This window comes from Pontibacter mangrovi, assembly GCF_006385705.1.
Classification (GTDB): Bacteria; Bacteroidota; Bacteroidia; order Cytophagales; family Hymenobacteraceae; genus Pontibacter; species Pontibacter mangrovi.
On record NZ_VFRQ01000010.1, the window covers coordinates 102,502 to 127,931 of the forward strand.

25 protein-coding genes and 1 tRNA gene are annotated in these 25,430 nt (G+C 53.5%); 7 read left to right on the forward strand and 19 right to left on the reverse strand.

The window, feature by feature from the left end:
• Nucleotides 1-75 precede the first annotated feature (75 nt).
• Nucleotides 76-489 carry a hypothetical protein gene (locus FJM65_RS16930; RefSeq protein ID WP_140622831.1) on the forward strand — a complete coding sequence of 138 codons (414 nt, stop codon included), beginning with the start codon at nucleotides 76-78 and terminating at the stop codon, nucleotides 487-489.
• Between the two features lie 40 nt (nucleotides 490-529).
• Here FJM65_RS16930 and FJM65_RS16935 read toward each other — a convergent pair whose 3' ends face one another.
• The 6 genes from FJM65_RS16935 to truA all read right to left on the reverse strand — a co-directional run bounded on the left by FJM65_RS16935 (nucleotide 530) and on the right by truA (nucleotide 7,084).
• A complete protein-coding gene (locus FJM65_RS16935) occupies nucleotides 530-1,420 on the reverse strand; it encodes a formylglycine-generating enzyme family protein (protein ID WP_181163757.1) in 891 nt (296 codons plus the stop codon).
• 266 nt (nucleotides 1,421-1,686) lie between these two features.
• On the reverse strand, nucleotides 1,687-2,307 hold the full coding sequence (locus FJM65_RS16940) for a TetR/AcrR family transcriptional regulator (RefSeq protein ID WP_140622836.1): 621 nt from the start codon (nucleotides 2,305-2,307) through the stop codon (nucleotides 1,687-1,689).
• Nucleotides 2,308-2,397: 90 nt separating this feature from the next.
• Nucleotides 2,398-2,919 (reverse strand): GyrI-like domain-containing protein, encoded by a 522-nt coding sequence (locus FJM65_RS16945; RefSeq protein ID WP_140622838.1) that lies wholly within the window; start codon nucleotides 2,917-2,919, stop codon nucleotides 2,398-2,400.
• The gene (locus FJM65_RS16950) at nucleotides 2,919-4,688 is read right to left on the reverse strand and encodes an ABC transporter ATP-binding protein (protein WP_140622840.1); all 1,770 of its coding nucleotides are present in this window, start codon (nucleotides 4,686-4,688) and stop codon (nucleotides 2,919-2,921) included. Before FJM65_RS16950 ends, FJM65_RS16945 begins: the two co-directional genes overlap by 1 nt.
• A 313-nt stretch (nucleotides 4,689-5,001) precedes the next feature.
• Nucleotides 5,002-6,303: a cystathionine gamma-synthase family protein gene (locus FJM65_RS16955; RefSeq protein ID WP_140622842.1), complete on the reverse strand. Its 1,302-nt coding sequence runs from the start codon at nucleotides 6,301-6,303 to the stop codon at nucleotides 5,002-5,004.
• A 34-nt stretch (nucleotides 6,304-6,337) separates the two neighbouring features.
• Complete coding sequence (gene truA, locus FJM65_RS16960) at nucleotides 6,338-7,084, reverse strand: tRNA pseudouridine(38-40) synthase TruA (RefSeq protein ID WP_140622844.1); 747 nt, start codon at nucleotides 7,082-7,084, stop codon at nucleotides 6,338-6,340.
• 219 nt (nucleotides 7,085-7,303) lie between these two features.
• Here truA and FJM65_RS16965 point away from each other — a divergent pair, with 219 nt between their 5' ends.
• The gene (locus FJM65_RS16965) at nucleotides 7,304-7,804 is read left to right on the forward strand and encodes a DUF4293 domain-containing protein (protein WP_140622846.1); all 501 of its coding nucleotides are present in this window, start codon (nucleotides 7,304-7,306) and stop codon (nucleotides 7,802-7,804) included.
• Between the two features lie 494 nt (nucleotides 7,805-8,298).
• Here the strand turns inward: FJM65_RS16965 and FJM65_RS16970 are convergent, their stop codons facing one another.
• The 7 genes from FJM65_RS16970 to FJM65_RS17000 form a co-directional block, all read right to left on the reverse strand.
• A complete protein-coding gene (locus FJM65_RS16970; protein WP_140622848.1) occupies nucleotides 8,299-9,057 on the reverse strand; it encodes a DUF4476 domain-containing protein in 759 nt (252 codons plus the stop codon).
• Between the two features lie 71 nt (nucleotides 9,058-9,128).
• The gene (locus tag FJM65_RS16975; RefSeq protein ID WP_140622850.1) at nucleotides 9,129-9,809 is read right to left on the reverse strand and encodes a hypothetical protein; all 681 of its coding nucleotides are present in this window, start codon (nucleotides 9,807-9,809) and stop codon (nucleotides 9,129-9,131) included.
• 167 nt (nucleotides 9,810-9,976) lie between these two features.
• Nucleotides 9,977-11,146, reverse strand: coding sequence for an AIR synthase related protein (locus tag FJM65_RS16980; RefSeq protein WP_140622852.1), 1,170 nt, complete (start codon nucleotides 11,144-11,146; stop codon nucleotides 9,977-9,979).
• Nucleotides 11,147-11,900: 754 nt separating this feature from the next.
• Nucleotides 11,901-13,841: an OmpA family protein gene (locus tag FJM65_RS16985; RefSeq protein ID WP_239022997.1), complete on the reverse strand. Its 1,941-nt coding sequence runs from the start codon at nucleotides 13,839-13,841 to the stop codon at nucleotides 11,901-11,903.
• Between the two features lie 42 nt (nucleotides 13,842-13,883).
• Nucleotides 13,884-14,366, reverse strand: coding sequence for a hypothetical protein (locus FJM65_RS16990; protein WP_140622857.1), 483 nt, complete (start codon nucleotides 14,364-14,366; stop codon nucleotides 13,884-13,886).
• Nucleotides 14,367-14,461: 95 nt separating this feature from the next.
• The gene (locus tag FJM65_RS16995) at nucleotides 14,462-15,280 is read right to left on the reverse strand and encodes a (Fe-S)-binding protein (protein ID WP_239022998.1); all 819 of its coding nucleotides are present in this window, start codon (nucleotides 15,278-15,280) and stop codon (nucleotides 14,462-14,464) included.
• 102 nt (nucleotides 15,281-15,382) lie between these two features.
• The gene (locus FJM65_RS17000; protein WP_140622859.1) at nucleotides 15,383-16,756 is read right to left on the reverse strand and encodes a (Fe-S)-binding protein; all 1,374 of its coding nucleotides are present in this window, start codon (nucleotides 16,754-16,756) and stop codon (nucleotides 15,383-15,385) included.
• Nucleotides 16,757-16,924: 168 nt separating this feature from the next.
• Here FJM65_RS17000 and FJM65_RS17005 point away from each other — a divergent pair.
• Nucleotides 16,925-16,997: transfer RNA gene (locus FJM65_RS17005), tRNA-Phe, on the forward strand.
• A 284-nt stretch (nucleotides 16,998-17,281) separates the two neighbouring features.
• Entirely contained in the window at nucleotides 17,282-17,788 is a 507-nt protein-coding gene (locus FJM65_RS17010; RefSeq protein ID WP_140622861.1) for a TlpA family protein disulfide reductase, read from the forward strand.
• On the opposite strand, the gene FJM65_RS17015 is transcribed toward FJM65_RS17010, so the two are convergent.
• Nucleotides 17,785-18,888, reverse strand: a complete 1,104-nt coding sequence (locus FJM65_RS17015) for a tetratricopeptide repeat protein (RefSeq protein WP_140622863.1) — start codon at nucleotides 18,886-18,888, stop codon at nucleotides 17,785-17,787. The two genes, FJM65_RS17010 and FJM65_RS17015, sit on opposite strands and share 4 nt — an antisense overlap.
• 159 nt (nucleotides 18,889-19,047) lie before the next feature.
• Here FJM65_RS17015 and FJM65_RS17020 point away from each other — a divergent pair, with 159 nt between their 5' ends.
• Genes FJM65_RS17020 through FJM65_RS17030 form a run of 3 tightly spaced genes read left to right on the forward strand, consistent with a single transcriptional unit; the run spans nucleotide 19,048 to nucleotide 20,787 of the window.
• Complete coding sequence (locus FJM65_RS17020; RefSeq protein ID WP_140622865.1) at nucleotides 19,048-19,428, forward strand: phage holin family protein; 381 nt, start codon at nucleotides 19,048-19,050, stop codon at nucleotides 19,426-19,428.
• Nucleotides 19,425-20,033, forward strand: coding sequence for a hypothetical protein (locus tag FJM65_RS17025; protein WP_140622868.1), 609 nt, complete (start codon nucleotides 19,425-19,427; stop codon nucleotides 20,031-20,033). Before FJM65_RS17020 ends, FJM65_RS17025 begins: the two co-directional genes overlap by 4 nt.
• On the forward strand, nucleotides 20,023-20,787 hold the full coding sequence (locus FJM65_RS17030; protein ID WP_140622870.1) for a geranylgeranylglyceryl/heptaprenylglyceryl phosphate synthase: 765 nt from the start codon (nucleotides 20,023-20,025) through the stop codon (nucleotides 20,785-20,787). Before FJM65_RS17025 ends, FJM65_RS17030 begins: the two co-directional genes overlap by 11 nt.
• Here FJM65_RS17030 and FJM65_RS17035 read toward each other — a convergent pair.
• From FJM65_RS17035 to FJM65_RS17055, 5 genes are all read right to left on the reverse strand, one after another.
• Nucleotides 20,770-21,696 (reverse strand): AraC family transcriptional regulator, encoded by a 927-nt coding sequence (locus FJM65_RS17035; protein WP_140622872.1) that lies wholly within the window; start codon nucleotides 21,694-21,696, stop codon nucleotides 20,770-20,772. The two genes, FJM65_RS17030 and FJM65_RS17035, sit on opposite strands and share 18 nt — an antisense overlap.
• A 159-nt stretch (nucleotides 21,697-21,855) precedes the next feature.
• Complete coding sequence (locus FJM65_RS17040; RefSeq protein ID WP_140622874.1) at nucleotides 21,856-22,995, reverse strand: acyl-CoA dehydrogenase; 1,140 nt, start codon at nucleotides 22,993-22,995, stop codon at nucleotides 21,856-21,858.
• Between the two features lie 220 nt (nucleotides 22,996-23,215).
• Nucleotides 23,216-23,896, reverse strand: coding sequence for a zinc metallopeptidase (locus FJM65_RS17045; RefSeq protein ID WP_140622877.1), 681 nt, complete (start codon nucleotides 23,894-23,896; stop codon nucleotides 23,216-23,218).
• A 9-nt stretch (nucleotides 23,897-23,905) separates the two neighbouring features.
• Nucleotides 23,906-24,394 (reverse strand): D-glycero-beta-D-manno-heptose 1-phosphate adenylyltransferase, encoded by a 489-nt coding sequence (gene rfaE2 / locus FJM65_RS17050; protein ID WP_140622879.1) that lies wholly within the window; start codon nucleotides 24,392-24,394, stop codon nucleotides 23,906-23,908.
• The gene (locus tag FJM65_RS17055; RefSeq protein ID WP_140622881.1) at nucleotides 24,378-25,421 is read right to left on the reverse strand and encodes a lysylphosphatidylglycerol synthase transmembrane domain-containing protein; all 1,044 of its coding nucleotides are present in this window, start codon (nucleotides 25,419-25,421) and stop codon (nucleotides 24,378-24,380) included. The genes rfaE2 and FJM65_RS17055 overlap by 17 nt, the downstream gene beginning before the upstream one ends.
• Nucleotides 25,422-25,430 lie beyond the last annotated feature (9 nt).

Genomic DNA, 25,430 nt, shown 5'->3' on the forward strand with positions numbered 1-25,430 from the left:
TTTTTAGCCCTGAAACTGTTATGCATACGTATAGCAGTTTTACTATCACCTTAAAACCCTCTAAACATCCTGTATATGGCTATCGACTTACAGCAAATCGGCAAAAGGTTCAGATTTTATACAAACCTGAAAGAACTGGAAATGGACGATCTGAAATCCATGACCGGCAGCGACGAAGAAACCCTTAGCAACATTATTCATGGCCGCAACATTGTGATGGATGAGCTGGTGGCTATTGTAAAGAACTTTGCAGACCTGAACCCGCAATGGCTGATTTACGGCGAGGGCAGTATGTTTAAACCCATGGATGAGAACGGGCATTGCCATGAGCCCAACAAGAAAGACTGCCTGAAGAAAGATAAAACTGCCTACCTGAAGCAGATGAAGGACATGCTGATTGAGCTGGAAGCGGCGGAGATCGCCAAGGGCCATAAACCGGATGTAGATGCCCTAAAGGCTAAACTAGACCAATTGCGGGCGGCACAGTAAGTGCCGCTTCTTTTTTATACTTTATACTTGAGTTTTATACTTACTCCTCCAGCCGCTCTATATCGCAAACGCACCTGAAGCCGACTTTCTCTGATGGCAAAGTATAAAGCTGGCGATCTGTGATTCTGGAGCTTTCCAGTCCATCTTCCCAACTGCCCCCTTTGGCTACTCCCTTCTCAGCCACCATTTCGGCCACATTCCCTATCATATGGAACAGGCCGTAACCCTGCGTGAAGCCACTGTAGACGTAGGCCGGTGTGCTAAATTGCAAAAAGTATGGCAGTGGCCGCTTCAGGTTAAAGTATAAATCATGTACCTCCGTCTGCTCCAGGTCCTGTCTAACTTGCGCTACAGGTTTAGGCGAGCTGATCTTCCTGGCTATGTATGCTGCGGCTTTAGGGTTAACTTTATACTTTGCCGTCGCTCCGGTTGCGCCTCCGTATGGAAACTTATACTTATCTAGCCCGGCGGCTGCAATGGTTTCCCACTCCTGCTCTGTTGGCAACCTAAAGGTAAATTTCAGCTTTTGCTCATTTTTGGGGTTACTGTTGTAAAAGGCTGTCACCACAGCTGAGCGCCACTTGCAGTACTCCACCGCCTGCTCGTAACTCACCCCCACCACAGGGTAAAACAAGTACTCCGGATGGTATTGATAAGACGTGACGGGTGCAATCTCATCTATTTTGTCCCCCACTGCATCTTTAGCATAATAGTAGTCTGCTTGCCTAAGCCTGATTACAGTTGTGTCGGGCAGTTGGCGATGATAGTATAAAACAGATGAATCCCGCTGGATATAAAAAAGGAACTCCTGCCAGTGCAGGTTTGTCACCTCTACCTCATCGGCGTAAAGCTGCAGCGAATGAATGTAGACGGCACCCGGTGGGCTCCCGGTAATGCCTGCAAGAGCTGTATCGCCTAAAATTTGTCCCATAGCAGCCCACTGAGCTGTAGTTTGCGCTTTCTTTTCCTGCTTTGATAGCTGCAACGTATCAACCTGCTTTATACTTCCGCGCCTGATGAGCTTACTATCCTGAAAGCCTTTGTAATTATCGTACGGAGTATAGTTGCCATTTGAGCCGTACTCAAGGCCGGTGTTGGTGCTGTAAGCGCCGGGATGCGCAGCGTTAGGATAGTATGACCTGCACCCTGTGAAGGGGACGACTAAAGACAATGCGTATGTTAAAATGCGCAAACTCCTCATACCTCTTCGCCCCGTACGGTAATCCCGTTAAGGATAAGGTTGACCGTATAGAGCACATCCCGCTCAATTTTCGCGAAATCAATGGAAGGCAGCCGGTGGAAATCGGCGCGCTGGAACTCCTCGAACTGGATCAGGTCCTTCACCGTCATCATAGAATAGCCCACGCGCTCAGCATCGCAGGACATGAATATACCTTTGGCGACCCCTTCCTTTATCACCGTGGCGTAATAGTTGGCCTCCTTCCCCCGCGACTCCCGGAACAGCTCCTGGAACATGGCCCGCGTCTCGATGAGCACTTTGATGGAGATGGTATGCTCCGACACGATTTCCTGGTAGTAGCGCAGCGAGGACTGGATGTATAACAGCAGGCGCTTGTGCGGGTTGGGCTCGTGCTCGGCCAGCTGCTTGATGTGTGAGAGGCGCGCCTTCCACTCCTGCGAGAACGCCTCGATGTAGAGCAGCTCCTTGCTTTTGTAGTAGTAGTACAGCGAGGGCTTTTTCATGCCGATGGCCGCAGCGATGTCGTCGAGGGTGGCCTTGCTGTAGCCCAACCTGCCAAACACGCTTTTGGCTGCCTCTAAGATCAGCTCCTTTTTAGCCTCTGCTTTCTTGCCCAAAGTATAAATGCTGTGGTGATAAGGGGTTGATGAAGTATAAACCCGCTCCTCCCAAAGTTAAAGTATAAATCTATACTTGCAAGTATAGGGCTACTCCTTTACCGGCACCTCCAGCACGCCTTTGTCATCCTCCGGGAACCACTCCACGTAAAACTCCTCCAGCTTCAGCTTCTCCTCCTTGGCATAGTCGAACACGGCGGCGTATAGCTTTTTGGGCAGCAGGGCTATACTTGCCGTGGCCTCGGCCCGGACTACCTGACGGCCACCCGGCACAGTGCGCAACACATAGCCCTCCGGCAGCTTGGCAGTAGAGTCCGGGATGATGATGCCGATGAAGGCGCGGATGCTGTCGCCGCTCTTGTCGGGGTCGTTGTAGTAGATGTTGCCCGGGTAGCCCTGCAGCTCTTTCTCCTGCAGTACCTGCGACACCCGCTGAAAGGCCTCGCCCATGGCCTTGTCCTCCACAGCGCCCTCAAAGGGCTGGCCGGCTACATACATGGTTTCAGAAGAGGTAAGGGTGACGTCCGGCGCTGTAAAACCGCCCAGGTAAGTATAAAACACCAGCAGGATGGTGGCAACACCTGCCAGCACGTAAAAAATCTTCTTGTTCATTATTGGTCGATCATGTTCTTGTACTGCATCTGGTACAGCTGCGCGTAATAGCCGTTTTTCTCCAGCAGCTCTTCGTGGTTGCCCATCTCCTTCAGCTCGCCGCGGTCCAGCACAATAATTTTATCTGCTTTTTGGATGGTGCTGAGGCGGTGCGCGATGACAATGGAAGTGCGGCCGTGCATCAGCTGGTCAATGGCGTACTGGATCAGCTCCTCGGTTTCGGAGTCTACGCTGGAGGTGGCCTCGTCCAGGATGATGATTTCCGGGTTGTAAACCATGGCTCTAACAAAAGAGATGAGCTGGCGCTGGCCTACGGATAAGGTAGCGCCGCGCTCCATCACCTGGTAGTGCAGCCCGCCCGGCAATCGCTCAATAAACTTGCGTGCCCCCACCAGGTCGGCGGCGTGCCACATCTGCTCCTCGGTTATACTTTTGTTGCCCAAACTGATGTTGTCGGCTATACTTCCGGAGAAAAGGAACACATCCTGCAGCACCACGCCGATGTGGTGGCGCAGCACGCTCAGGTCATACTCCTGCAGGTCGTGGCCATCCACCACAATATGCCCTTTGTTGATCTCGTAGAAGCGGTTGAGCAAGTTGATGACAGAGGTCTTGCCGGCACCTGTGGCCCCCACAAAAGCCACTGTTTCGCCTGCCTTTACCTCAAACGAAAGGTCGCGCAGCACCCAGTCTTCGTCTTTGTAGGCAAACCATACATGCTCAAACGTCACGTTGCCTTTAATCTTTTCCGGGGCATAGCTGCCGTTGTCCGGGATCATCTCCTTGCTGTCGAGCAGGCGCATGAGCCGCTCGGTGCTAACCACGCCCAGCTGCAGCGTGTTAAAGCGGTCGGCGATCATGCGGATCGGGCGGAAGAACATCTGGATGTACAATATAAACGCCATCAGCGTACCCAGCGTAATGTCATTTTCTATCACCCCGTAAGCGCCGTACCATACCAGCAGGCCCAGGCCCGCCGCGCCGATGATCTCGGCCACCGGAAAGTAAATGCTATAGTATAAGACCGAGCGAACGTTGGCGCGGGTATGCTCCTTGTTGATCTCCTTAAACTTCTCCATCTCGCGCTTCTCGTTCGTGAAGATCTGCACGATGCTCATGCCTGTGATATGCTCCTGCACAAAGGAGTTGAGCCGCGCCACCGCTGTACGCACCTCCTGAAAGGTGTTCTTTATCTTCTCCTTGAAAATATAGGTACTGATGAGCATGAGCGGGAACGTGGACAAACTCACCAGCGCCAGCTCCCAATCGATGTAGAACATGAAGCCGAGGATGAAGACCAGCTGCAGGATATCGCCGATCATGGCGGCCAAGCCCTCGCTGAACACATCCGACAGCGTCTCCACGTCCGACACGTTGCGGGTTACGAGGGTTCCAATCGGGGTGCGGTCGAAGAACTTGAGGCGCAGGTTCAGGATGTGGCGGTAGAGTACAATCCGGATGTCGCGGACCACGTGCTGGCCCAGCCAACCGGCAAAATAAGTGTGCAGGTACTGCACAATGGCATGCACCACCAGCAGCACGCCCAAAATCAAGAACATGCGGTTCAGGCCCTCCCAATCGTTGTTCAGGATCTCGTGGTCTACGGTGTACTGAATGAGGAAGGGGCGCACGGCGGCCAGCACGGCCGAGGCAAAGGTTAGGAACACGATAAAGTAGAAGATCCTGACGTAGGGCTTCACAAACGTATAAAGCCGCTTGATCACGTCTGAGTCGAATACTTTACCGCTTTGTTTAGGTGTATCTTCCAAAAGTATGCTTCTGCTAAAGTATGGTTATCATTGCTGCACTGTCTCCTCTGTACGAGCGCTACTGTTTAACCGATTGTAAAGTTAATGGTTTTGGATCAGGATTTTCAGGTTTAGGGGATGTTGATTGTTAGTTGGTGATTGTTGATTGCCTCTCTGGCGGTAGCGTCCGCTTGTGCCTCTATACTTTTATAGCCGCAGAATTCCCCTCCTTAGCTAAGGAGGGGCAGGGGTGGTTTGATCAGGCTTAAACCAGAAAAGGCCGAAGCCACAACAGCCCCAGCCTTTCCTATACTTTAAAATCTATGCTTTAGGCTTAGGCCTCTACAGCAACCGCTACTTTTGCCAGCGCCTGCTCAATATCGGAAATAATATCATCCGGGTGCTCCACGCCCACTGAGATACGCACCATCCCCTCTCCTATGCCCATCTTGGCACGGTCGGCTGGGGAAATGTCGGAGTGGGTCATAGAGGCGGGATGCTCTGCCAGCGACTCGGTGCCGCCCAGGCTTACCGCCAGTTTTATCAGCCGCAGGCTGTTCAGGAATTTAAAAGCCTCTTTCTCGCCACCTTTCAGGTCGAAGGAGATCATGGAGCCGGCGGCGGTGCATTGCTTCTGGTAAATAGCCTGCTGCCGCGGATTGTCCTGCAGGTCGCCGAGGTAGTAAATCTTTTCCACTTTCGGGTGCTGCTTCAGGTAGTTAGCCACGGTTTCTGCACCGCGAGCCTGCGCCTCCATGCGTATTTTCAGCGTTTCCAGGCTGCGCATCAGCATCCAGCCGGTCCAGGGACTGGCCATGGAGCCGGCAAACGTGCGCATGCCCTTCACCTGCTTCATCAGCTCAGAAGAACCGGCACAGGCCCCGGCAATCAGGTCGGAGTGGCCGCCGATATACTTGGTGGCAGAGTATAAAACCAAGTCAGCGCCGTGCTTGAGCGGGTGCGAGAACACCGGCCCCAGGAAGGTATTGTCCACGGCTACCACTACTTTTTTATCTGCGGTGGAGTGCTTTCTCGCCAAGGCCACGCACTCCTCAATGTCCACCAGGTGGTTTGTGGGGTTGGCAGGCGTTTCCACATACACCATCGCTAGCTTATCGGCCACACCGGATTCCTCCAGCTGCTGGGCGATCTGCTCCGGGGTGGCGCAGGCGTTAAAGCCTATACTTTGGATGCCGAACTTGGGCAGGATGTTCTTGATGTAGTAGTCGGAGCCGCCGTAGATGGGCTCGCTGTGCAGGATCACGTCGCCGGGTTTTAGCAGGGCCAGCAGTGTGGTGCTGATAGCCGCCATCCCGCTGGCAAACACCGCGGCTTCCTCGGCGGCGTCCCAGAAGCGGAGGCGGTTCTCCAGTATCTCCAGGTCGGGGTTGTTGAGGCGGCTATAGATCAGGCCCAGCTGCTCCTCGGCGTTCTTCTCGCGCAGGCCGTAGGCCAGCTCAAAAAATGCTTTGCCCTCTTCGGCACTCTTAAAAACAAAGGTGGATGTTTGGTAAATCGGAGCTTTCACGGCCATTTCCGACCACTCGGGGTTGTACCCGTAGCTCATCATTAAACTCTCCGGCCGCACGTGCTTTCCGTTTAAGTGCGGCCCCAGATGGTCCTCTTCCAGTTGCATAATCAGGTTAGTTTTGGGTTAAGGTTGATTAGTTTTAAGGTATAAATAGTTCAGGTGGATACTCTACTTTAGCCAAATACAGCCCTTCCGACGGTGCTGCGCCGCTGGACCGGCTCCTGTCCTGGCTGGCGATAATCTGCTCAAACTCCGCCACTGTCAGCTTTCCGCGGCCCACGTCTACCAGTGTGCCCACCACCAGGCGCACCATGCCTCTCAGAAAGCGGTTGGCCCGGATGGTGAATTGCAGCTCCTCCCCCTCCTGTTGCCACACGGCCTCATACATGTTGCAACGGTAATGTTTGGTATCGCCTTTTACTTTGCTGAAGGTAGTAAAATCCTCATACTTTATTAGTATGGCGGCGGCCTCGTTCATTTTACCCATATCCAAAGGGCGGCTGTGGTACCAGGCGTGGTAGCGTTTAAACGGGTTTTTGCGGAGCGTGATATGGTAATGGTAGGTGCGGGCAAAGGCATCGTAGCGGGCGTGCGCCTCGGCCTGCACGGGGTATAAGTTCACGGCGGCGATATCCTCCGGGAGGATGCGGTTGAGGCGATAAACGACGTGCTGCGGGTCCAGCTCCTGCTGAGCGTTAAAGTGCACGAATTGCTGGCTGGCATGCACCCCGGTATCGGTGCGGCCGCTGCCGGTGGTACTAATCGGCTCGCGCAGCACCTTGCTCAGGCTATCCTCCAACACCTCCTGCACCGACAGCGCGTTTGGCTGCACCTGCCACCCATGAAACCGGGTTCCGTCGTAAGCTATCTCTAAAAAATACCGCATAAGGCAAAGGTATGATTTTGGAACAAAAGACACAGGACAAAAGGTGCAACCGCACCTGCTTTACAGGGCAAAGGCAGGTCTAATCATACTTTTCCGCACGAGCGTTCTTGGCTGGCATGCCGCCTTTCTCATAAATATCCCTTCGCCACAATCTTAATTTTAGTTTTTACAGGGGTTTGGCTAATTTTGCGGTTCTTAAGCAGATAATTATACCATCTTATGATACAACGAATCCAAACTGTGTTTCTGGCGCTTATGGCCATTGCCCTGATCTCCATGCTGTTTCTGCCGCTTTGGTCTAAAACAGACCCTGCCACTGGCGAAACGCTGGTGCTGTCGGCCTGGAACCTCAAATCTTATTTCCTGACAGAGGCAGGCGAGCCGGGCAAGGTTGGCACCATTGCACAGCAGGGCACCATTGCCATTGGCATGCTGGCCATTGCCGCCGCCGTACTTGCCGTGTATGAGATTTTCCAGTACAAGAGCCGCCTAAACCAGATGAAGCTCGGCCTGCTGAACACGTTGCTGATTATGGCAACGCTGGGCGCGATGCTCTACTATGCCTATTTTGTGGGCAACGACCTGATCCAGGTGGAGGGCAAAGGCACGTACGAGGCTGGCTTTTACATGCCATTACTGGCGCTGGTGCTCAATTCCCTGGCCAACCGCTTCATCAAACGCGACGAGGACCTGGTAAGGTCGGTGGACAGGCTGCGATAGTAAGCCGCAAAGTACAAAACAGATAAGGCGGGTGTTGCTTCGGCGGCACCCGCCTTTTTTTGTGGCTGGAGGCGACGTTTTCAGCTATACTTATCTGCTGCCTCTGTGGCACAAGCTGTAAGTTCAGGAGCAGTTTTGGCCTGCCGCTTGTGTTTATACTTGTGCTATACTTTATACTTTCCATGGCGCCCCGAAGGCTTTCGGGGTGTCTTCTCCTGCTTTAGCCAAAGCTATGCAACTTGAACCAAGTCCCCTTCAAAGGGGGCAGGGGGATGACAATCGTTCTCAAAAACTCCCTCCCCTGTTCTTAGGGGAGGGCTGGGGAGGGGTAAACTCCCCTCCTTAACCCAGGAGGCGCAGGGGCCATTGGATCCTGCACTACCGAGCTCTCTACTATCAGATAAAAAAAGCGCAGCACAGGTATCCTCCGTGCTGCGCTCACTTTATATCACACTAAACCTTAAACTTTTTCCTTTCTCGTTTCTAAACTCACTTTATCTTCTCCGCCTGGCGTATTCCTCCAGCTCTCGCACGCTGCTATCGAACCGGAACAGGTCGAAGATGTAGTAGAAGTGCTCGCGGTCGCAGAGGTTGTCGTAGGCGTATTTGGCGAACTCTACGCGGGTGCTTTCGTGGTCGAACTGCCGCAGCAGGCGCTTCAGATCGTCGGCCATGATACTGTTGCCACGCAGCGCCTCGCGGGCTATGCTTAGTTTGGAACTCTCGAAGTCTCGGCGGCGAATAGCCTCTATGGCGCGGTCCAACTCACGCCCCGAAAGCAGGTTGCGGCAGTTGCCGTAGTAATCGTCGCGATAGCGGTCATCGTATCGATCGTCATAACGGTCGTGGCCGCAGTGGTCGTCGTGGCGGTGGTGGTCCGGGTAAGGGGGCAGCGGCGGTCTAGGCACTACAACAGGTGCCAACGGGATCTCGCTCAGGAGTTTAAGATAGGCTTTGCCGCTCCTGCCCAACGTGCGCACGCCATAGTTTGCCTCTACCCCGTGCGGCACAAACACCCTCTGCCCCATTTTGTACATGCCGTGCCGGCTGCGCACGCGCAACTCCACATAATGCTCGCCCGGACGCACGTGGTTCAGGCGCACATAGTTGGTAGCTGCCCGGTTCGCCAAACGTCCGTCTATTTCAACCTGAAATAGCTCGCCGCGCTCGGCAGTGAAAGTAAGGATGGAGCTTTGTGCCCAAACCGGCAGCGCCAGCAGCACAAACAGGAACGGTAGTAGAAGCTTTCTCATGGCAAGTATAGGTTTTTGCTTATACTTGCTCTTAGCCAATTATTGTGCCAGTTTGGTTATTAATCGCAGTTTTACTTCTCCCGCTTCAGGTTAAGGTTGTAGTTGAGGCCGATGGCTAAAGAGCCAGGGTATGGATACTCGTCTCTTGGAGCTAACTTCCGCCTAAAGCTCCGGCTGATCATGTAGTAGTTGAAGTAAGCGTCCAGACGACTATTTATGTTGTAGCCAAGCCCAAAACCACCTGTTAAGTAGGCATTCAAACCAGAGGTTTTCTCGTTATAGATTACCGTTTCTATCCCACCTTCTTGTTCTGTCTTTGCTGCTTGCGTAGTGCTATACATCGGCGTAAACATCCCTGTACCATAGAACTGTAGCCGCTTTAGAGGGTAGAATAACATATACTCCATTGTAATCGGCACCCCCACGCCTCGCGTTTTAGATGTTTCATTATAATGGATAAGATTGTCTTCAGACTCTACATAAGTATAACTCCAATCCTGATTGTCGGTACCATACCATATTCCAGTTTGCAACCTTACCCTTTTATTAAGCTTATAGCCCATATACATAGAGGCGTAAGGCTGAATATTTCCACCCTTTGGCTGCTGGCTGTATTTTAAGTCATATCCTATAACAAGAGCATTAGCGCCTATGTAAAGCTGTTTGGCTCTTGCGGTGTCTTTATAGACCACTAGCTGGGCCTTAGCCGCAAACGAGGTAAGCAGCATAAGTGATAAAAAGAGTGTTTTCATTTGAGGTATGTTTATAGGAACGCAAATACTTAGCTCTATAAATATATCTATATTGAAGTATAAGTACAAGGCAATTGCCTCAGCCTCTTGGCAACATCAGCCCCAAAAAACAGAAGCGCCACAGGTGCTGTACCTGTGGCGCTTCAGAAGTATAAATGAAGTTTGCTTTAGCCTTCGTAGTAGAACTCACCGTACGGGCTGCGGATGGTGAGCTCATTAGTTTTGCTCTCTTCTACGCGGCCAATGATCTGAGCCTCCACACCAAAGCTCTTCGAGATGTCGATCAGGCTCTGCGCATGCTCCTCCGGCAGGTAAATTTCCAGGCGGTGGCCCATGTTAAAGACTTTGTACATCTCTTTCCAGTCGGTGTGGCTCTGCTCCTGTATAATGCGGAACAGCGGCGGCACCGGCAGCAGGTTGTCTTTAATAATATGCACTTTCTCGGTAAAGTGCAGCACTTTGGTCTGGGCGCCTCCGCTGCAGTGCACCATGCCGTGGATGTGCGGGCGGTGCTGCTTCAGAATCGCCATCACGATGGGCGCATAGGTACGCGTTGGCGAGAGCACCAGTTTGCCTATCTCCACACCTGTCTCAGGGTCTACATCTGTCAGGCGCAGGTTACCGGAGTACACCAGGTCTATCGGCAATTCTGGATCGTAGCTCTCGGGGTAAGAGGCAGCCAGGTATTTATGGAACACGTCGTGGCGGGCCGAGGTGAGGCCGTTGCTGCCCATGCCGCCGTTATACTCTGTCTCGTAAGTGGCTTGCCCGTAAGAGGCAAAACCTACGATCACGTCGCCGGGCTGTATGGTGTGGTTCGAAATCACCTCGTCGCGGCGCATGCGGGCGGTTACGGTGCTGTCCACGATGATGGTGCGCACCAGGTCGCCCACGTCGGCTGTCTCGCCGCCGGTGCTGTAAATGCCCACGCCGTTGTCGCGCAGCATCTGCAGCACCTCCTCGGTGCCGTTGATGATAGCGGCAATCACCTCGCCCGGGATCAGGTTCTTGTTGCGGCCAATGGTAGAGGAAAGCAGGATTCTATCGGTAGCGCCCACGCATAGCAGGTCGTCGGTGTTCATCACCACGGCATCCTGGGCAATGCCTTTCCACACGCTCAGGTCGCCGGTCTCTTTCCAGTACATGTACGCCAACGAGGATTTGGTGCCGGCCCCGTCGGCGTGCATAATGGCGCAGTAGTCTTCGTCTCCCGTCAGAATATCGGGGATGATCTTGCAGAAAGCTTTCGGGAATAGTCCTTTGTCGATGTTTTTGATGGCGTTGTGCACATCCTCCTTAGAGGCGGATACGCCGCGACGCAAATATCTGTTTTCCATAGTTTCAGGATGATTTGCCTACAAATTTAACAAACAGAACGGCATTCGCGACAGCAGCGGCCATTTATTATACTTTAAACTAGCGGGTTGCAAAGGTTATGCAAGAGCTGTCTCCTTTTCTATAGCTCCCTGGCGCCCCGAAGGTTTTGGGGGTGCCTTGCCGCCGCTTCCTGCAACTGGAGCCAAGCTATCTTCTCTAGCTGCCGTTCATCCTCAGTTTTACGAACCTAAAGTTGCATCTCCTACTTTGGTGCCCTCCGAGGCCGGGAGGCCTCATCTTCCCGCATCGCGCTGTGTTCCCTTCCTTTGCTCCTGACGTCGCAATGCCCTTACAGGGCACCGGAATCTCACAAGGCGCTCAACGGAAAGATTGGGATCAGGTTCGATAGCTACCGTTTTGTCATCTCGACCTTCGGGAGAGATCTCTTCAGAGTTCCCGATACAACTCTCACAGCTACGCTGGCTCTTTTCGGCTCTCGCCTCAAGAGTACTCGAGATGACAGAGAAAGCAGCAAGTACAATTCCCCTCCTTAGCCAAGGAGGGGTTAGGGGTGGTTGGTGAGGGCTGGAGTAAATTCCCCTCCTCGGATGGGCCAGGGGTGGGTTAATCGTCAGCAAAACTCCCTCCCCTGTACTTAGGGGCGATTGGGTAAACATCCCGCACATCCACACTCCTGCAAACCCTGATCCAGACAAACCAAGGGCCGCACAAGTATAAACTTATGCGGCCCTTGCCCTTGTAGCGCTACACTGATTACTCCTGTATACGTACCACTTTAAATTCGGTGCGGCGGTTGCGCTGGTGCTCTGCCTCAGTTTTGGCATTTTTCACCACCGGCCGACTCTCGCCGTAACCTTTGGCCGTGATGCGCGAGCGATCGATGCCTTTGGAGATGATGTACTCCACGGCAGACTCGGCACGGCGCTGCGACAGGTCCTCGTTATAGACATCCGAGCCGCGGGCATCGGTGTGGGAGCTGAGCTCAATGGAGATGCCAGGGTTGTCCTGCAGTATCTGCACCAGTTTGTCCAGCTCCACGGCTGCATCCGGACGAATATCGGCTTTGTCAAAGTCGTAGAAAATGTTCTCCAGCACAATCGCCTTCTCTTTCACGATCTCGTTCAGCACCAGGTTTGCCGTTAGGCGCACCTCGTTTACCGGGTCTTTCAGTTCGCTCTGTGGCGGCATTTTACCTTTTGTGCTGATGCGCATGCGAGCCGTAAAGAAGCCCGGCTTCTCCGCAATCAAGGAGTAAGTAGAGGCTGAGTCGAGGGGGAAGGAGAACTTGCCATCGGCATCGGTACTGGCCATAGCTACCTGTTTGCCAGCCTCATCCCGCAGGGCCACGGTATTGTTGGGCACCGGCGTGCGCTGACGGGCTCCTTCGCGCAGCTGGTATAAAGTACCATCTACAAAGAACTTCACCAGTTTTCGGTCGGTCCTTACAAAGCTATACAGGTCGTCACCGCCTTTGCCGCCCTCACGGTTCGACGAGAAAAACCCGAACTGCTCATTCACGAAGTACATCCCGAAATCATCGCCCGGAGAGTTTACCGGCCGGCCCAGGTTCACTGGCTTACCGTTCTCAATGCGGAACAGGTCGAGGTTGCCCAGGCCGGGCAAGCCATCAGAGGCAATGTACACTGTGCCGTCCGGCCCTACGGACACGAAGCTCTCGTTACCGGCTGTGTTGATGCCCGGCCCCAGGTTCTCCGGTGCCGTAAAGCGGCCGTTATCATCCAGCGTAGACTTATAGATGTCTGTGCCTCCCAGGCCACCTTTGCGGCTGGAGGAGAAGTATAAGGTTTTGCCATCCGGCGTAAAGGCAGGCGACGAGTCCCAAGCCTCGCGGTCGTTTATACTTAGCAGCTTCGGCTCAGTCCAGCCGTTGGCCCGGCGCTGCGACACAAACAGGTCCACGTTGCGGCGGCCCTTTTTGGTGCCCTCGTTGCCGCGGGCAAACACCATGGTGGCGCCGTCGTTGGTAAAGGTGGCAAAAGCCTCGTGCAGCTCTTCGTCGTTGATGTTCTCATACTTGTGCACGGCGCCGCCCATCTCTGCAGCAGAGTCGGTTAGGGTGGTATAGTAGATGTCGAGGAAGCCTTCGCCGTTGCCCAGGTATTCTTTGCCCGGCCCGCGCGTAGAGGAGAAGATCAGCTCGTTGCCCAGCACATAAGGGGCAAACTCGGAGGCATCCGTGTTCAGCGCCTCTGCGTTCTCTACTTTGTAGCGGCCGCCCAGGTCCATCAGCTCATCCAGCTGCTGCAGGTTCTCCAGTTCCCGCACCGCCATCGATTTCAGCTGCGGGCTGGTAGCCACCTGCGCATACTGCCCCATCCGGTGCAGAGCCTCCTCATACTTGCCGTTTGCCTTCAGGGCCAGCGGATAGTAGTAGTAAGCGTCTTCTTTGCGATAATTGGCATCCAGCGCGGCTTTATAGTATGGCTCCGCCTCGGCCAGTCGGTTAGAAAGACGATAAGCCTCGGCTATTTTGTAGTTTACCTCTCCGGCATTGGCGGCTTTTCCGAGTGCCTGCTTGTAGTACTCAAGGGCCCGCTCATACTCTTCCTGGCCAAATCGCTTATCGCCTTTGCTCAGGTAATGGCTGGCGCCGCAGCCGCTGAGCATCAGCAATAGCAGAAACAGAAAGCCAAGCTGTTGCAGTTGTTTTGCCAGGGACTTTGTGGGGAGCATGGTATGCATGAGCAAGTATGGTTAAGGTTAGCCTGTTCAGGTTCAGAAATAGCGGGAGAGCCAGCTGTTGCCGGCCGGCCGTGGCCATGCCTGCTGCAGATCCCCGTACGTGGTTATAAGCGTATCAAAGTATAAAGTATTCTTGTCTATGTCGCCGGCGGCCACTTTGCTCTTCAGCTCTGGCATACTTACCAGCTCTACCTCCCCCTCTCTCTGGAAAGCCAGCTGCGTGCGGTCCATAAACGACAGCCCGAGGCGCTGCTCCAGCTCCCGCACAAACCTTACCGAGGCATCAATAGAGCAACCGCTGGCGGCAGTGGCGTCCTCGTTGTTGGCCAGCACCAGAAAGCGCCCGTGCAGCAACGTTGCTGAGGACTGCAAGCCTTTGCCGTGGCTGCTCCACTCCGTAGCAAAACGCTCCAGCACCGGGCTTACTTCAGCCTGCTCCGCTTCGGTAAGCGGCCTGCTAGCCTGGTAAACCCAAATACGCGCCTGCGGGGGCAGTTGATCAAACGGAATATACATAATTTTAATTGTTGGATTGTTAGTTGTTGATTGTTGCTCATTAATTGCTCCATGAAGTATAGACTCCACAGCAATTAACAATCAGCAATCAACAATTACTTCGAAAGCCCTTCGGCCTGGGCAATCAGCTCGGCGATATCGAACACTTTTACGCTTTCCTCCTGCTCCTTGTTCTTTACGCCGTCATTCATCATCACCATACAAAACGGGCAGGCTGTGGCGATCACGCCGTTGCCGTCTCCCAGCGTGGCCAGGGCCTCTTCTGTTCTTTCGATGTTGACGTCTTTTTTGCCTGGCTCCGGCTCTTTAAACATTTGGGCACCGCCGGCACCGCAGCACAGGCCATTGGCGCGGCTGCGCTTCATCTCCACCAGGTCGGCATCCAGGGCAGCCAGCACGTCGCGGGGCGCTTCGTAAATATCGTTGGCGCGGCCCAGGTAGCAGGAATCGTGATAGGTAATGCGCTTGCCTTTGAACGCCTCTCCGCCTTTTACATGCACCTTGCCCTCGTTTATCAGCTGCTGCAGGAACGTGGAGTGGTGGATCACCTCATAGTTGCCGCCCAGGTCAGGGTACTCGTTTTTGATGGTATTGAAGCAGTGTGGGCAGGCCGTCACGATCTTCTTCACGTTGTAAGCATTCAGCACCTCAATGTTGGTCAGCGCCTGCATCTGGAACAGGAACTCGTTGCCGGCACGCTTGGCCGGGTCGCCGGTGCAGCTCTCCTCGGTGCCCAGCACGGCATACTTCACGCCCACGTGCTCCAGTATCTGCACAAAAGCGCGGGTTACTCTTTTATAGCGGTCGTCGAAAGCGCCGGCACAGCCTACCCAAAACAGGATTTCAGGTTCCTCGCCATTGGCAGCCATCTGTGCCATAGTGGGCACTTTCACTAATCTTTTATTCTCTTCCATCTGATTATTTGATTGTTGGTTGTTGATCGATGATTGCTATACTTCCACAAATCCTCTGGTCAACGCGCAACTATAAAGCAATTAACAATAAGCAATCAACAATTAATTTTTAGAAGGCACATACAGCTCGTCGGCCCAGTTAAAGCGGTCGGAGGCCGGGAAGGCCCACGGTGCGCCGTTGTTCTCGATGTTGGTGAACATGGCGTTCAGCGAGGCTGGCGCGGCAGACTCCTCCAGCACCAGGTAGCGGCGCAGGTCCATGATGGTGGACAGTTGGTCGATGTTTACCGGGCAGGCCTCCACACAGGCGTTGCACGACGTACAAGCCCACAGTTCTTCCGGCGTAATGTAGCCCCGCAGCAGCGTTTTCTCCTCGGTCACCTCCACACGCTCCACGCCCATCTCTTTGTAGTGGTTAGGCTTGAAGATAGCCGGGTGCTCGCCCTTTTCCTCCATGCGGTCGCGGGTGTCCATCACGATCTTGCGCGGAGAGAGCAGTTTGCCCGTAATATTGGCCGGACAAACAGACGTGCAGCGGCCGCACTCGGTACAAGTATAGGAGTCCATCAGCTGTTTCCAGGTCAGGTCTTCCACGTCTTTGGCCCCGAAGCGCTGGATCACCGGGTTGCCCTCGGCGTCTACCTCCGGGGCGGGCGGCTGGTAGCTCGGGTCCAGCATGGCTTTGATCTCGTTGGTGATGGCCGCATTGGTGGTGAACTTACCCTTTGGCAGCAGCTTGGAGTAGTACACGTTCGGGAAGGCCATGATGATGTGGAAGTGCTTGGAGCTTGGCAGGTAGTTCATGAAGGCAAGTATGCCCAGGATGTGGAACCACCAGCCTACGCGGCCAATGATGTGCAGCGTGTCCGGGTCGCTGCCCAGCGCGTTTACAAACATAGAGCTGATCGGGAAAGCGCCGGCTATGTGGGTGCCGCGCAGCTCAGCCAGCTTCAGGTCAGAGATATTGAAAGCGAACAGCGCCAGCATTAGCACGATCTCCGTGATCAGGATAAGGTTGGCGTCCAGCTTTGGCCAGGCGCGCATCTCCACGCCATTAGCCAGCCGCGGCACGTGCGTTACGTTACGGCGCCACAGGAAGATGGCACAGGCAATAATCACCAGCGCTGCCAGTATCTCATTTACGGCCATCAGGCCGCTATAAAGTATGCCTGCGAAGCCCAGAATGCGGTGGGTGCCAAAGATACCGTCGATCAGGATCTCCAGCACCTCGATGTTGATCACCAGAAAGCCTACATACACGAACAGGTGCAGCACAGCGGGCAGCGGGCGCTTAAACATTTTCTGCTGGCCAAAAGCCACCAGCAGCATTTTGTTCAGGCGCTCGGAGGGGTTGTCAGCCAAATCCGTGTCACGGCCCATCAAAACGTTCTTGCGGATCTTGCGGATCTGCCACACAAACAGGCCGATGCCAACGGCAGCTACCAGTAAAAAGACAATGTTCTCGATTCCTATCACGGCAATTATTCGTTATACATACTAATTAGTAGATAAAGATAGCAGGATATTGAGAAAGATGTACGCCTGCGCACTTTTTTAAAATATTTTTCTGCGTAATGTTTGCTACTTAAAAATTGGTTACTACTTTTGCATACCCTTTCGGAACAAGGGGACACAACAAGAGCTGGTGATGTAGCTCAGTTGGTAGAGCAAAGGACTGAAAATCCTTGTGTCGGTGGTTCGATTCCACTCATCACCACGAAACCCTCACGCTAAACCGTGAGGGTTTTTTGCTTTTATACCCTACCCTAACCGGCACTTGCTATACTTTGTTTCCGACCCTGCAGTTATAAAACTGGCGTTATGCCTTCTGCCACGGTTTTTATACTTTTCGTCTCAGAACCACACTAAACCTTATTCCGCCATGAGGAACAAAGTATACTGGAGCGCCATCTTTGCAGGCATGTCGGCCGGCATTGGCACGGTGCTGCTGCTCTCGCTAATTTACCTTTTGTTCATCCAACCTATACAGTTTTAGCCACCATGACGAGGAGAGGGACATTTTGGGCTGCCTATGCCGTGGGCTTTACAGTAGCCGCCCTTATTGCCGTGTTTGCCTTTAGCATGCTAAACAGCATGGTGCCGCGGCAGGTAAACTGGCAGGCGCTGGAGCTCACTAACCTGAAAGGAGAGCCGGTAAGCCTGGAGGACTATCGCGGAAAGCCGGTGCTGGTAAACGTATGGGCCACCTGGTGCAAGCCTTGCCTTAAAGAGATGCCGGCCATGGAGGCGTTGCAGCAAAGTATGCCAGGCAAGATCTCTATACTTACGGTGTCGGATGAGGAGGCAGGGAAGCTGCTGAAGTTCCGTGAGAAGAAGGCATATACGTTTACTTACCTCCGCGCCACCAAGCCACTAGCCACCCAATCGCTTACCCTCTACCCCACCACCTACCTTTTGGATGGAGAAGGCGACGTTGCAGCTGTATACATAGGCGCTCAGGAGTGGGCCAGCGAGGCGTTTAAGGAGAAGGTGCTGCAGCTGAATTAAGGCTGACAGTTAGCGCGCAGCTCCAGCAGGGCGGCGCTGTAGCCCAGCTCGTAGGCCCTGTAAAAGTGAAAGCATGCCGAGTCGGGCTGCTGCTGCTCCAGCTGCGTGCGGGCCAGCAGGTAATACAGGCGCCCGTTTTCTTTGTCGTTTGCCAGCCCGAGGCGGTAGTCCTGCTTGGAGCGCTCCCACTGGCCCTGCTTGTAGTAAGCAAACCCCCGAAAGGTAAGCGCATCCACCCGCCCTGCCCTGGCGCCGCTGTGCTGCAAGAACGTGCTAAGGTCGGCAATGGCAGGCGCGTACTCCCGCAGGTAAAACAGGCGCACCTCGCCGCGCTTCAGGTAAGCCTGCCACAGCTTCGGGTTCAGTTGCAAGGCCCTTGTCAGGTCCTGCTCCGCCTGCCTGTACCTGGCCAGCTGCTGGTAGCTGCGCCCGCGCATGTAGTATACCTCCGCCGAGGGGCGCTCCTGCAGGGAGATGGTCTTGTTCAGGTCCTCCAGCGCAGAGTTGTAGTTCTCATACACATCCAGCTCAATCATGGCGCGCGCCTCGTACGCTGCCGCTTTATCAGGTATAAAGTTGATGGCATCCGTTAGCAGGCGATGGGCGCTGCTGTACTTGCCGTCGGCGATATAGGTCATGGCTGTTTTATACTTGTCTTCCCCCGTAATGTGGTCCATCACGGTTTTTAGCAGCAGGCTGAACAGCAGGAGCCCTCCCACAAAGGCCGCCGTTATGTACCAGTCTTTGCGCGAGAACTTGCTGCTTTTGGGTTGGCGCTTCTTGTAGTGCCGCTCGTGCACGCCGGCGGGCTCGCGGGTGGTGTAGTGGCGGGGCTCGTACCGCCGGGGCTGGTGCTGCATCACGGCACGGTGCTGCTGCTCGCGCTGGTACTGCAGCCGAAGGTCGTAAAGAGCGCGCTTGTTAGGGTTAGACAGCGTTTGGTAGGCCTCGTTCACCCGCTTAAAGAGCTCCTCGGCCAGCAGGTTGCCGGGGTTCTTGTCTGGGTGGTACTTAATGGCCAACCGCTTGTACGCCGCCTTCACCTCCTGGGCCGGGGCCGTGGCACTTATACCTAATACCTGATAATGCGTTTGGTTCAAGCAGGTGTTCCTCTATAGTAAAAGCCTAGTCTTAAATTTAACTAAATCTGCACGATTAACCTCAAAATCACCGCTGCAGTTTTATTCAATTATACTTTACGTAAATTTTTTAGTCTACCCTCGTATACAGAACAAGTGTTAAAAAAACTTGAAAACAACATGGCTCTACAAGATAACGGAACCCGGGAACGCAACCCCCATCTGATGGAAAACCTGATGGGGTACATAGACACACGCATCGACATTATTCGGCTGGAGATACAGGAGAAACTGAAGACAACTTTTGTAAGCGCTATCCATGCCGTGCTGCTGGGGTTTATCGCGTTTATGGTCGTTATTTTCCTTAGCATTTTCCTGGGCCTGCTGCTAAACCACCTGCTCGACAGCAGCTTCTGGGGCTTTGGCATCGTGGCCCTGTTCTACATCATACTTTTAGCTATACTTGTGGTAGGGCTGGATAAAAAAGTGTTTCAAGGCGTGGCCGACAAAGCTTTCGACAACACCATCTATAAATCTGATAAACGAGAAAAACACATATGAGCGAACTGAACAACCCGTTGTTTGACAACGAGCGCGAGTTTCTGGAGCGGCAGAAAGAAGAATATAAAAACGCGCTGATGGGCGACGTTGACCAGATCAAGTCGCAGGGGCAGGAGATTGGCCGCAAAGCCGCCATTGCCGGGGGCCTGCTGCTGGCCGGCTGGCTGGTGAAGCGCATGATCTCCGGGGGCGGCAAAAAAAAGGCAAAGAAGCGCAAGAAAAGCAAAGGCACGCCGCAAGGCACCTTTGTGGCCGCTGCCTACCCAACGCATACTTCTACCCCGCTCATAGACTACAACTCTTACGTGCATGAGCAAGAAGACGATTACACGTTGTCGTCGGAGCGGATGCCACATGCCAGCCACACGGCCGACGTAAAAAAAAAGCCCGGTGAGAGCTTCCTGAACTCCAGGGCGGCTAAAATGATACAGCAACAGCTGCTATTGCTGTTGCTGGCCTACGGCGCCAAAAAGCTGGAAGAATACCTGCAGAGTGTCTCTGAAAATAACGATATTGCGGCTAAACCTGCTGCCCCCGAGCCGGTGGTGGAGGTTACTGAGATAGAGACAACTGAGTATATCGTTCCGGAAAAGGATGCCATTTAACCAAAACCGCCCAAAACAAAACCTTACCACAGGCAGGAAGCACTTTGCCGTGCTGCTCGACCCCGACAACCTGACGGAGGCTTCCTGCCTGCACCTCATTGCCCTGAGCGAGACCCATGCCGTGGACTTTTTCTTTGTCGGCGGCAGCCTCATTACCTCCCAAAACCAGTCCGGCCTTATCCGCCTCCTGAAGCAGCACAGCAGCGTGCCGGTTATACTTTTCCCGAGCAGCAGCCAGCACATCGACACCCAGGCTGACGGCATCCTGCTGCTTTCCCTCATCTCGGGCCGCAACCCGGATTTCCTGATCGGGCAGCACGTCATCTCGGCCCCTACACTAAAAGCCAGCGGACTGCAAGTATACCCCACCGGTTATATGCTGATAGACACCGGCCGCCAAACCACCGCGTCTTACATGAGTGGCACTGCGCCTATACCTTACGACAAACCCGCTATTGCCGCCAGCACGGCAATGGCCGGCGAGCTGCTGGGCCTGCAGTATATTTTCCTGGATGGCGGCAGCGGCGCTATGCAGCCGGTTTCTGCGGAGATGGTGGCCGCCGTGCGCCAAGCCGTGGAGTTGCCAATTATAGTTGGCGGCGGCATTGACACTACCCAAAAGGCCGCTGCCATACTTAATGCCGGTGCCGACGTGGTGGTGGTTGGCAACCACATAGAAAAAAACCCCGGCTTTTTGGCCGAGGTCTCTTCTCTTGTTGCTTCGTATAACGTTGCCTTAGATGTTCATCGCTGATTCGCGACGGCGCATCTTGCCGGCAGGTATACCAAACATCATTTTAAAGCGGCGGCAGAAGTATGCGGTGTCTTTGTAACCAACTTCTTTGCCGATCTCGCGGATGCTCTTCTTGGTAGTGCGCAGCAGGAACACGGCACGCTCCATACGCTGGTACTCAATGTAGTCCTGCGGGTTGATGCCGGTCAGCATTTTGAAGTACTGCCCTACATAATCCTCAGACACATTGGCCACGTTAGAAAGCACTTTGTTAGACAAGTCGCCGCCCAGGTTCTCCTTGATGTAGTTGAACAGGTCAATCAGGCGAGGGTCTTTAAAGTAGGTGCTGTTCGTTGCCAGCTGCTCCACAAACATCCTGTTCTTCAGGATGTGGCGCACAATCTCCACCACAATCTGCTCTGTGTACAGATTGATCAGGCGCTCTTTGCCCGGCAGTTCCTGCATGCTCTCCTCCACCACTTTGATCACCAGGTTGGCAAGCTTCGTGTTGTTAGAGATCAGGAACGCAGGCAGGTCCAGCGATGCGAAGAAGTTTACCGAGTCGAATACCTTCGCCTCAAAGCTCACGTAGCTGTGGCTTTCCTCCGCGTCTCCGATCAGGTCCAGGTCGTTGTTGCTTCTAAAGAACTTCTCTCTGTTCGTGATCAGGTCATCGTTGGTGATAGACTTGCCTTCGCCAGCCGGTCCGTAAGTAACCTTTGTGCTTCGGCCACCAGGTATGAATAGAAGTTCCCCTTCCTCTACTACATGCTCCTCATCACCGAAACCGATACTGCCTTTGTGCAGCAGGATCAGATTGTTACCTACATCATAGTAGTTGCGCACCGTAAACGGCTGCTGCAACACCAGATTTTTCGCTTTAATGAATCGCACCCCAAGCGACTCAATAATCTTATTGTAATCTTCCATGTGTGTTACCAACTAACTTTTATACTATAAACCCTTTAATTTTGGCCTAAAGCTAAGACTAATCTTTATAAAATTCAAAACTAATATTAAAATTTATTTTAATTCGATAAAGACTATCTATAGCTCAAATCACATGGAAACAGCCTTTTGTGCGTTTTTTTACTTAAGCATTTCTCTCGAAATTACTATTTTCTGTATTTCGGAGGTACCTTCATAAATTTGTGTGATCTTCGCATCACGCATCAAACGCTCCACATGGTATTCTTTCACGAAACCGTAACCACCGTGAATTTGCACTGCTTCCACAGTTGTTTCCATAGCCACTTTAGAGGCAAATAACTTGGCCATTGCGCCTGATTTGCCATAATCGCTGTGTGTATCTTTGTCATAAGCGGCCTGAAGGCATAACAGGCGCGCCGCCTCGATGTTCGTTGCCATATCAGCCAGTTTAAACTGTATGGCCTGATGTTTTGAAATCTCTACGCCAAAGGCCTTGCGTTCTTTAGAGTACTTCAAGGCCAGTTCCATAGCTCCGGAAGCAATGCCTAAAGCCTGCGAGGCAATGCCGATTCGTCCTCCAGCCAGTGTTTGCATCGCAAACTTAAATCCGAAGCCATCCTCTCCTATCCTATTCTCTTTTGGTACTTTTACGTCAGAAAACATTAAAGAGTGGGTATCTGAGCCACGAATTCCTAATTTATTTTCTTTTGGTCCAACTACAAATCCTTCCATTCCGCGCTCTACGATCAGCGCATTGATGCCACGATGCCCTTTTTCAGGGTAAGTTTGTGCAATTACAAGGTAAACGGAAGCGGTGCTGCCATTGGTGATCCAGTTCTTAGTACCATTCAGCAGGTAGTAGTCGCCCATGTCTTCGGCGGTGGTGCGCTGTGAGGTGGCGTCAGAACCGGCCTCTGGCTCTGACAGGCAGAAAGCGCCGATCATCTCGCCGGAAGTCAGCTTTGGCAGGTATTTCTGCTTCTGCTCCTCATTCCCGAACTTCTCCAGGCCCCAGCACACCAGTGAGTTGTTTACCGACATTACCACAGACGCAGAGGCATCTACCTTAGAGATTTCCTCCATCGCCAGCACATAGGAGATCGTGTCCATGCCGCCTCCGCCATACTTAGGGTCCACCATCATGCCTAAAAAGCCAAGCTCACCCATTTTCTTGATCTGCTCTGCCGGGAACTTCTGCTCCTCGTCGCGCTCAATTACGCCGGGCAAAAGCTCGGCTTGCGCAAACTCACGGGCGGCAGCTTGCACTGCCAAGTGCTCCTCTGTAAGTTGAAAGTTCATATGCGTTATCTAAAGGATAAATTTTAACTAGTTTTAATTCCGGTACAAAACTATGAAATTAAGTTGCATTTATTCAACCTGGTATACTAATAATTGTTGTGAATCCTCCATAGTTTATGTATAATTTTATTTCAGAAGCTGCAGGAGAAGCACAAAAACACAGCGCCGCCAATGCAAAAGCAAAGGCGGCGCTTGTACTGTCAGGCATATTTAATATTTCCTAGTCGCGGCGTCCCATCAGTAGCGACACATAGTACAACAGCGTAGCCAGTGAGCCAAGCGCAGCCACCACGTAGGTCAGGGCGGCCCATTTCAGGGCGTCTTTTGCCATGGCGTGCTCCTGTGTGGTTACTATGCCGCGGCGGTCTATCCAGGCAAGGGCGCGCTTGCTGGCGTCAAACTCCACGGGCAGTGTAACAAAGCTGAAGATAGTGGTTAGGCCGAACAGCGCCACCCCGATGGCTAACGGAATAGGCGTTGTCTGTATCATAAGTATACCGATCAGGATGATCCACTGCATGTAACGCGAGGCAATGCTCAGCGCCGGCACCATGGCGGAGCGGAACTTCAGGAACGCGTATGCTTTGGCGTGCTGCACTGCGTGGCCACATTCGTGGGCCGCTACGGCGGCGGCGGCGGCACTGCGCGCCTCGTACACATACTCGCTTAGGTTCACGGTTTTGTCAGCAGGGTTGTAGTGGTCTGTCAGGCGGCCCGCCACCGACATCACCTTCACGTCCGTGATGCCGTTGTCGCGCAGCATCATCTCCGCTACCTCGCGGCCGCTAAGGCCAGAGCTCAGCGGCGTCTGGGAGTATTTCTTGAACTTGCTCTTCAGCGTGGCGCTCACCGCCATACTGATCAGCATGAACACGATACCTATAAAATATATTCCGAGCATAGTCTTATGTTAAGGGTTAATGTTATTCTCTATCTTTTTTACGATGTTGGTCGTGGAATAGCCTTTTACCAGCGGCACTGTTTTCACTTCTCCGCCATGGGCCTGCACCACTTCGTGCCCCACAATCTGCTCCACGGCATAGTCGTCGCCTTTTACCAATATGTCCGGTTGCACGGCTTTTATCAGTTCCAGGGGCGTGTCTTCGCCAAAGAGCACTACTGCATCCACAAACAAAAGGGATGCCATAACGCGCGCGCGTGACATTTCGTCCTGAAGCGGCCGGCTTGGCCCTTTAATACGGCTGATGGAGGCATCGGTATTTAGCCCCAGAACAAGTTTATCGCCCAGATGTTTTGCTTTCTCCAGGTAATCGACGTGGCCCAGGTGCAGCAGGTCGAAGCAGCCGTTGGTGAACACGATTCTTTGCCCTTGGCTACGCCAGTTCTGCACCTGCCCCAGCAGTTGCGGCAGGGTATAAATTTTATCTTTTGAGTTCATGTGCCTTGGAAGAAGTATGGGCATGCCTTTTAGCCGGCCTGGCGCGGCGCAGCATGCTGTCCATAAAGCTAGCAACTCCCATCACAACTACCAAAAGTGTTTGCGACGTATGGCCTAGCAGCGCATAGGCCATGCCCGCCTCTTTGGGCACCCCATAGAGCAGCAGCGTGGCCTGCACCAGCAGGTGGTACACCCCAATGCCGCCTTGCACCGGCGCCGCCATCCCCAGTGTGCCCACCAGAAGTATAGACAAAGCAGCTCCCCAGCCCAGGTCGGAGGTGGCCGGCAAAGCGTAGAACACGGTTAGGCTCATGCCGTAGTACATCAGCCACACGAACAAAGTATGGCCCCAGAAAGCCCATGGGTTATTTAGCTTGGTGATGCTGAACACGCCCTGCAGCATGCCCCGGGCAAAGCGCACCGCCTTCCGGAAAAACGCATTCTGGCGCAGCAGGCTCAGGTAACGTATCCCTAAAAACAACAGCACTGCCACGGAGCCCAACACCACCCAGAAGGCCCAATAAAGAGAGCTGATGGCATGTTCGAGGCTGGTATACTTATCAGAGAAAAGGTCGAGGAAAAAGTCGCGGATACGGCCAAACTCTACAAGAAAGGTGAGGCCAATAACGGCCAGCAGCATCACCATATCGATGATGCGCTCGGCGATGACGGTGCCGAAGCCCGTGTTGATGGGCAGGTTATCGGAGCGGCGCAGCATGCTGCAGCGCACCACCTCGCCCATGCGCGGCAGCACCAGGTTAGCCAGGTAGCCCACCATCATGGCGTTGTAGGTATTGCGGAGCGGCGGCTTGTGGCCCGTGGGCTCTATCTGCATCTGCCAGCGCAGCGCGCGGCTCAGGTAAGCTAGCACCCCCATCGCCACCGACACCATTACCCAGCCGTAGTCGGCGCTCCGGAATTCCTCCCACATTTTCTGAAAGTCCAGTTCCTTCAGCGCGTACCACATCAGAAACGCGGAAACGCTCAGCAGCAGGACATACTTCAGAAAAGAGAGGAGTTTTCGCATGCAGGAGGG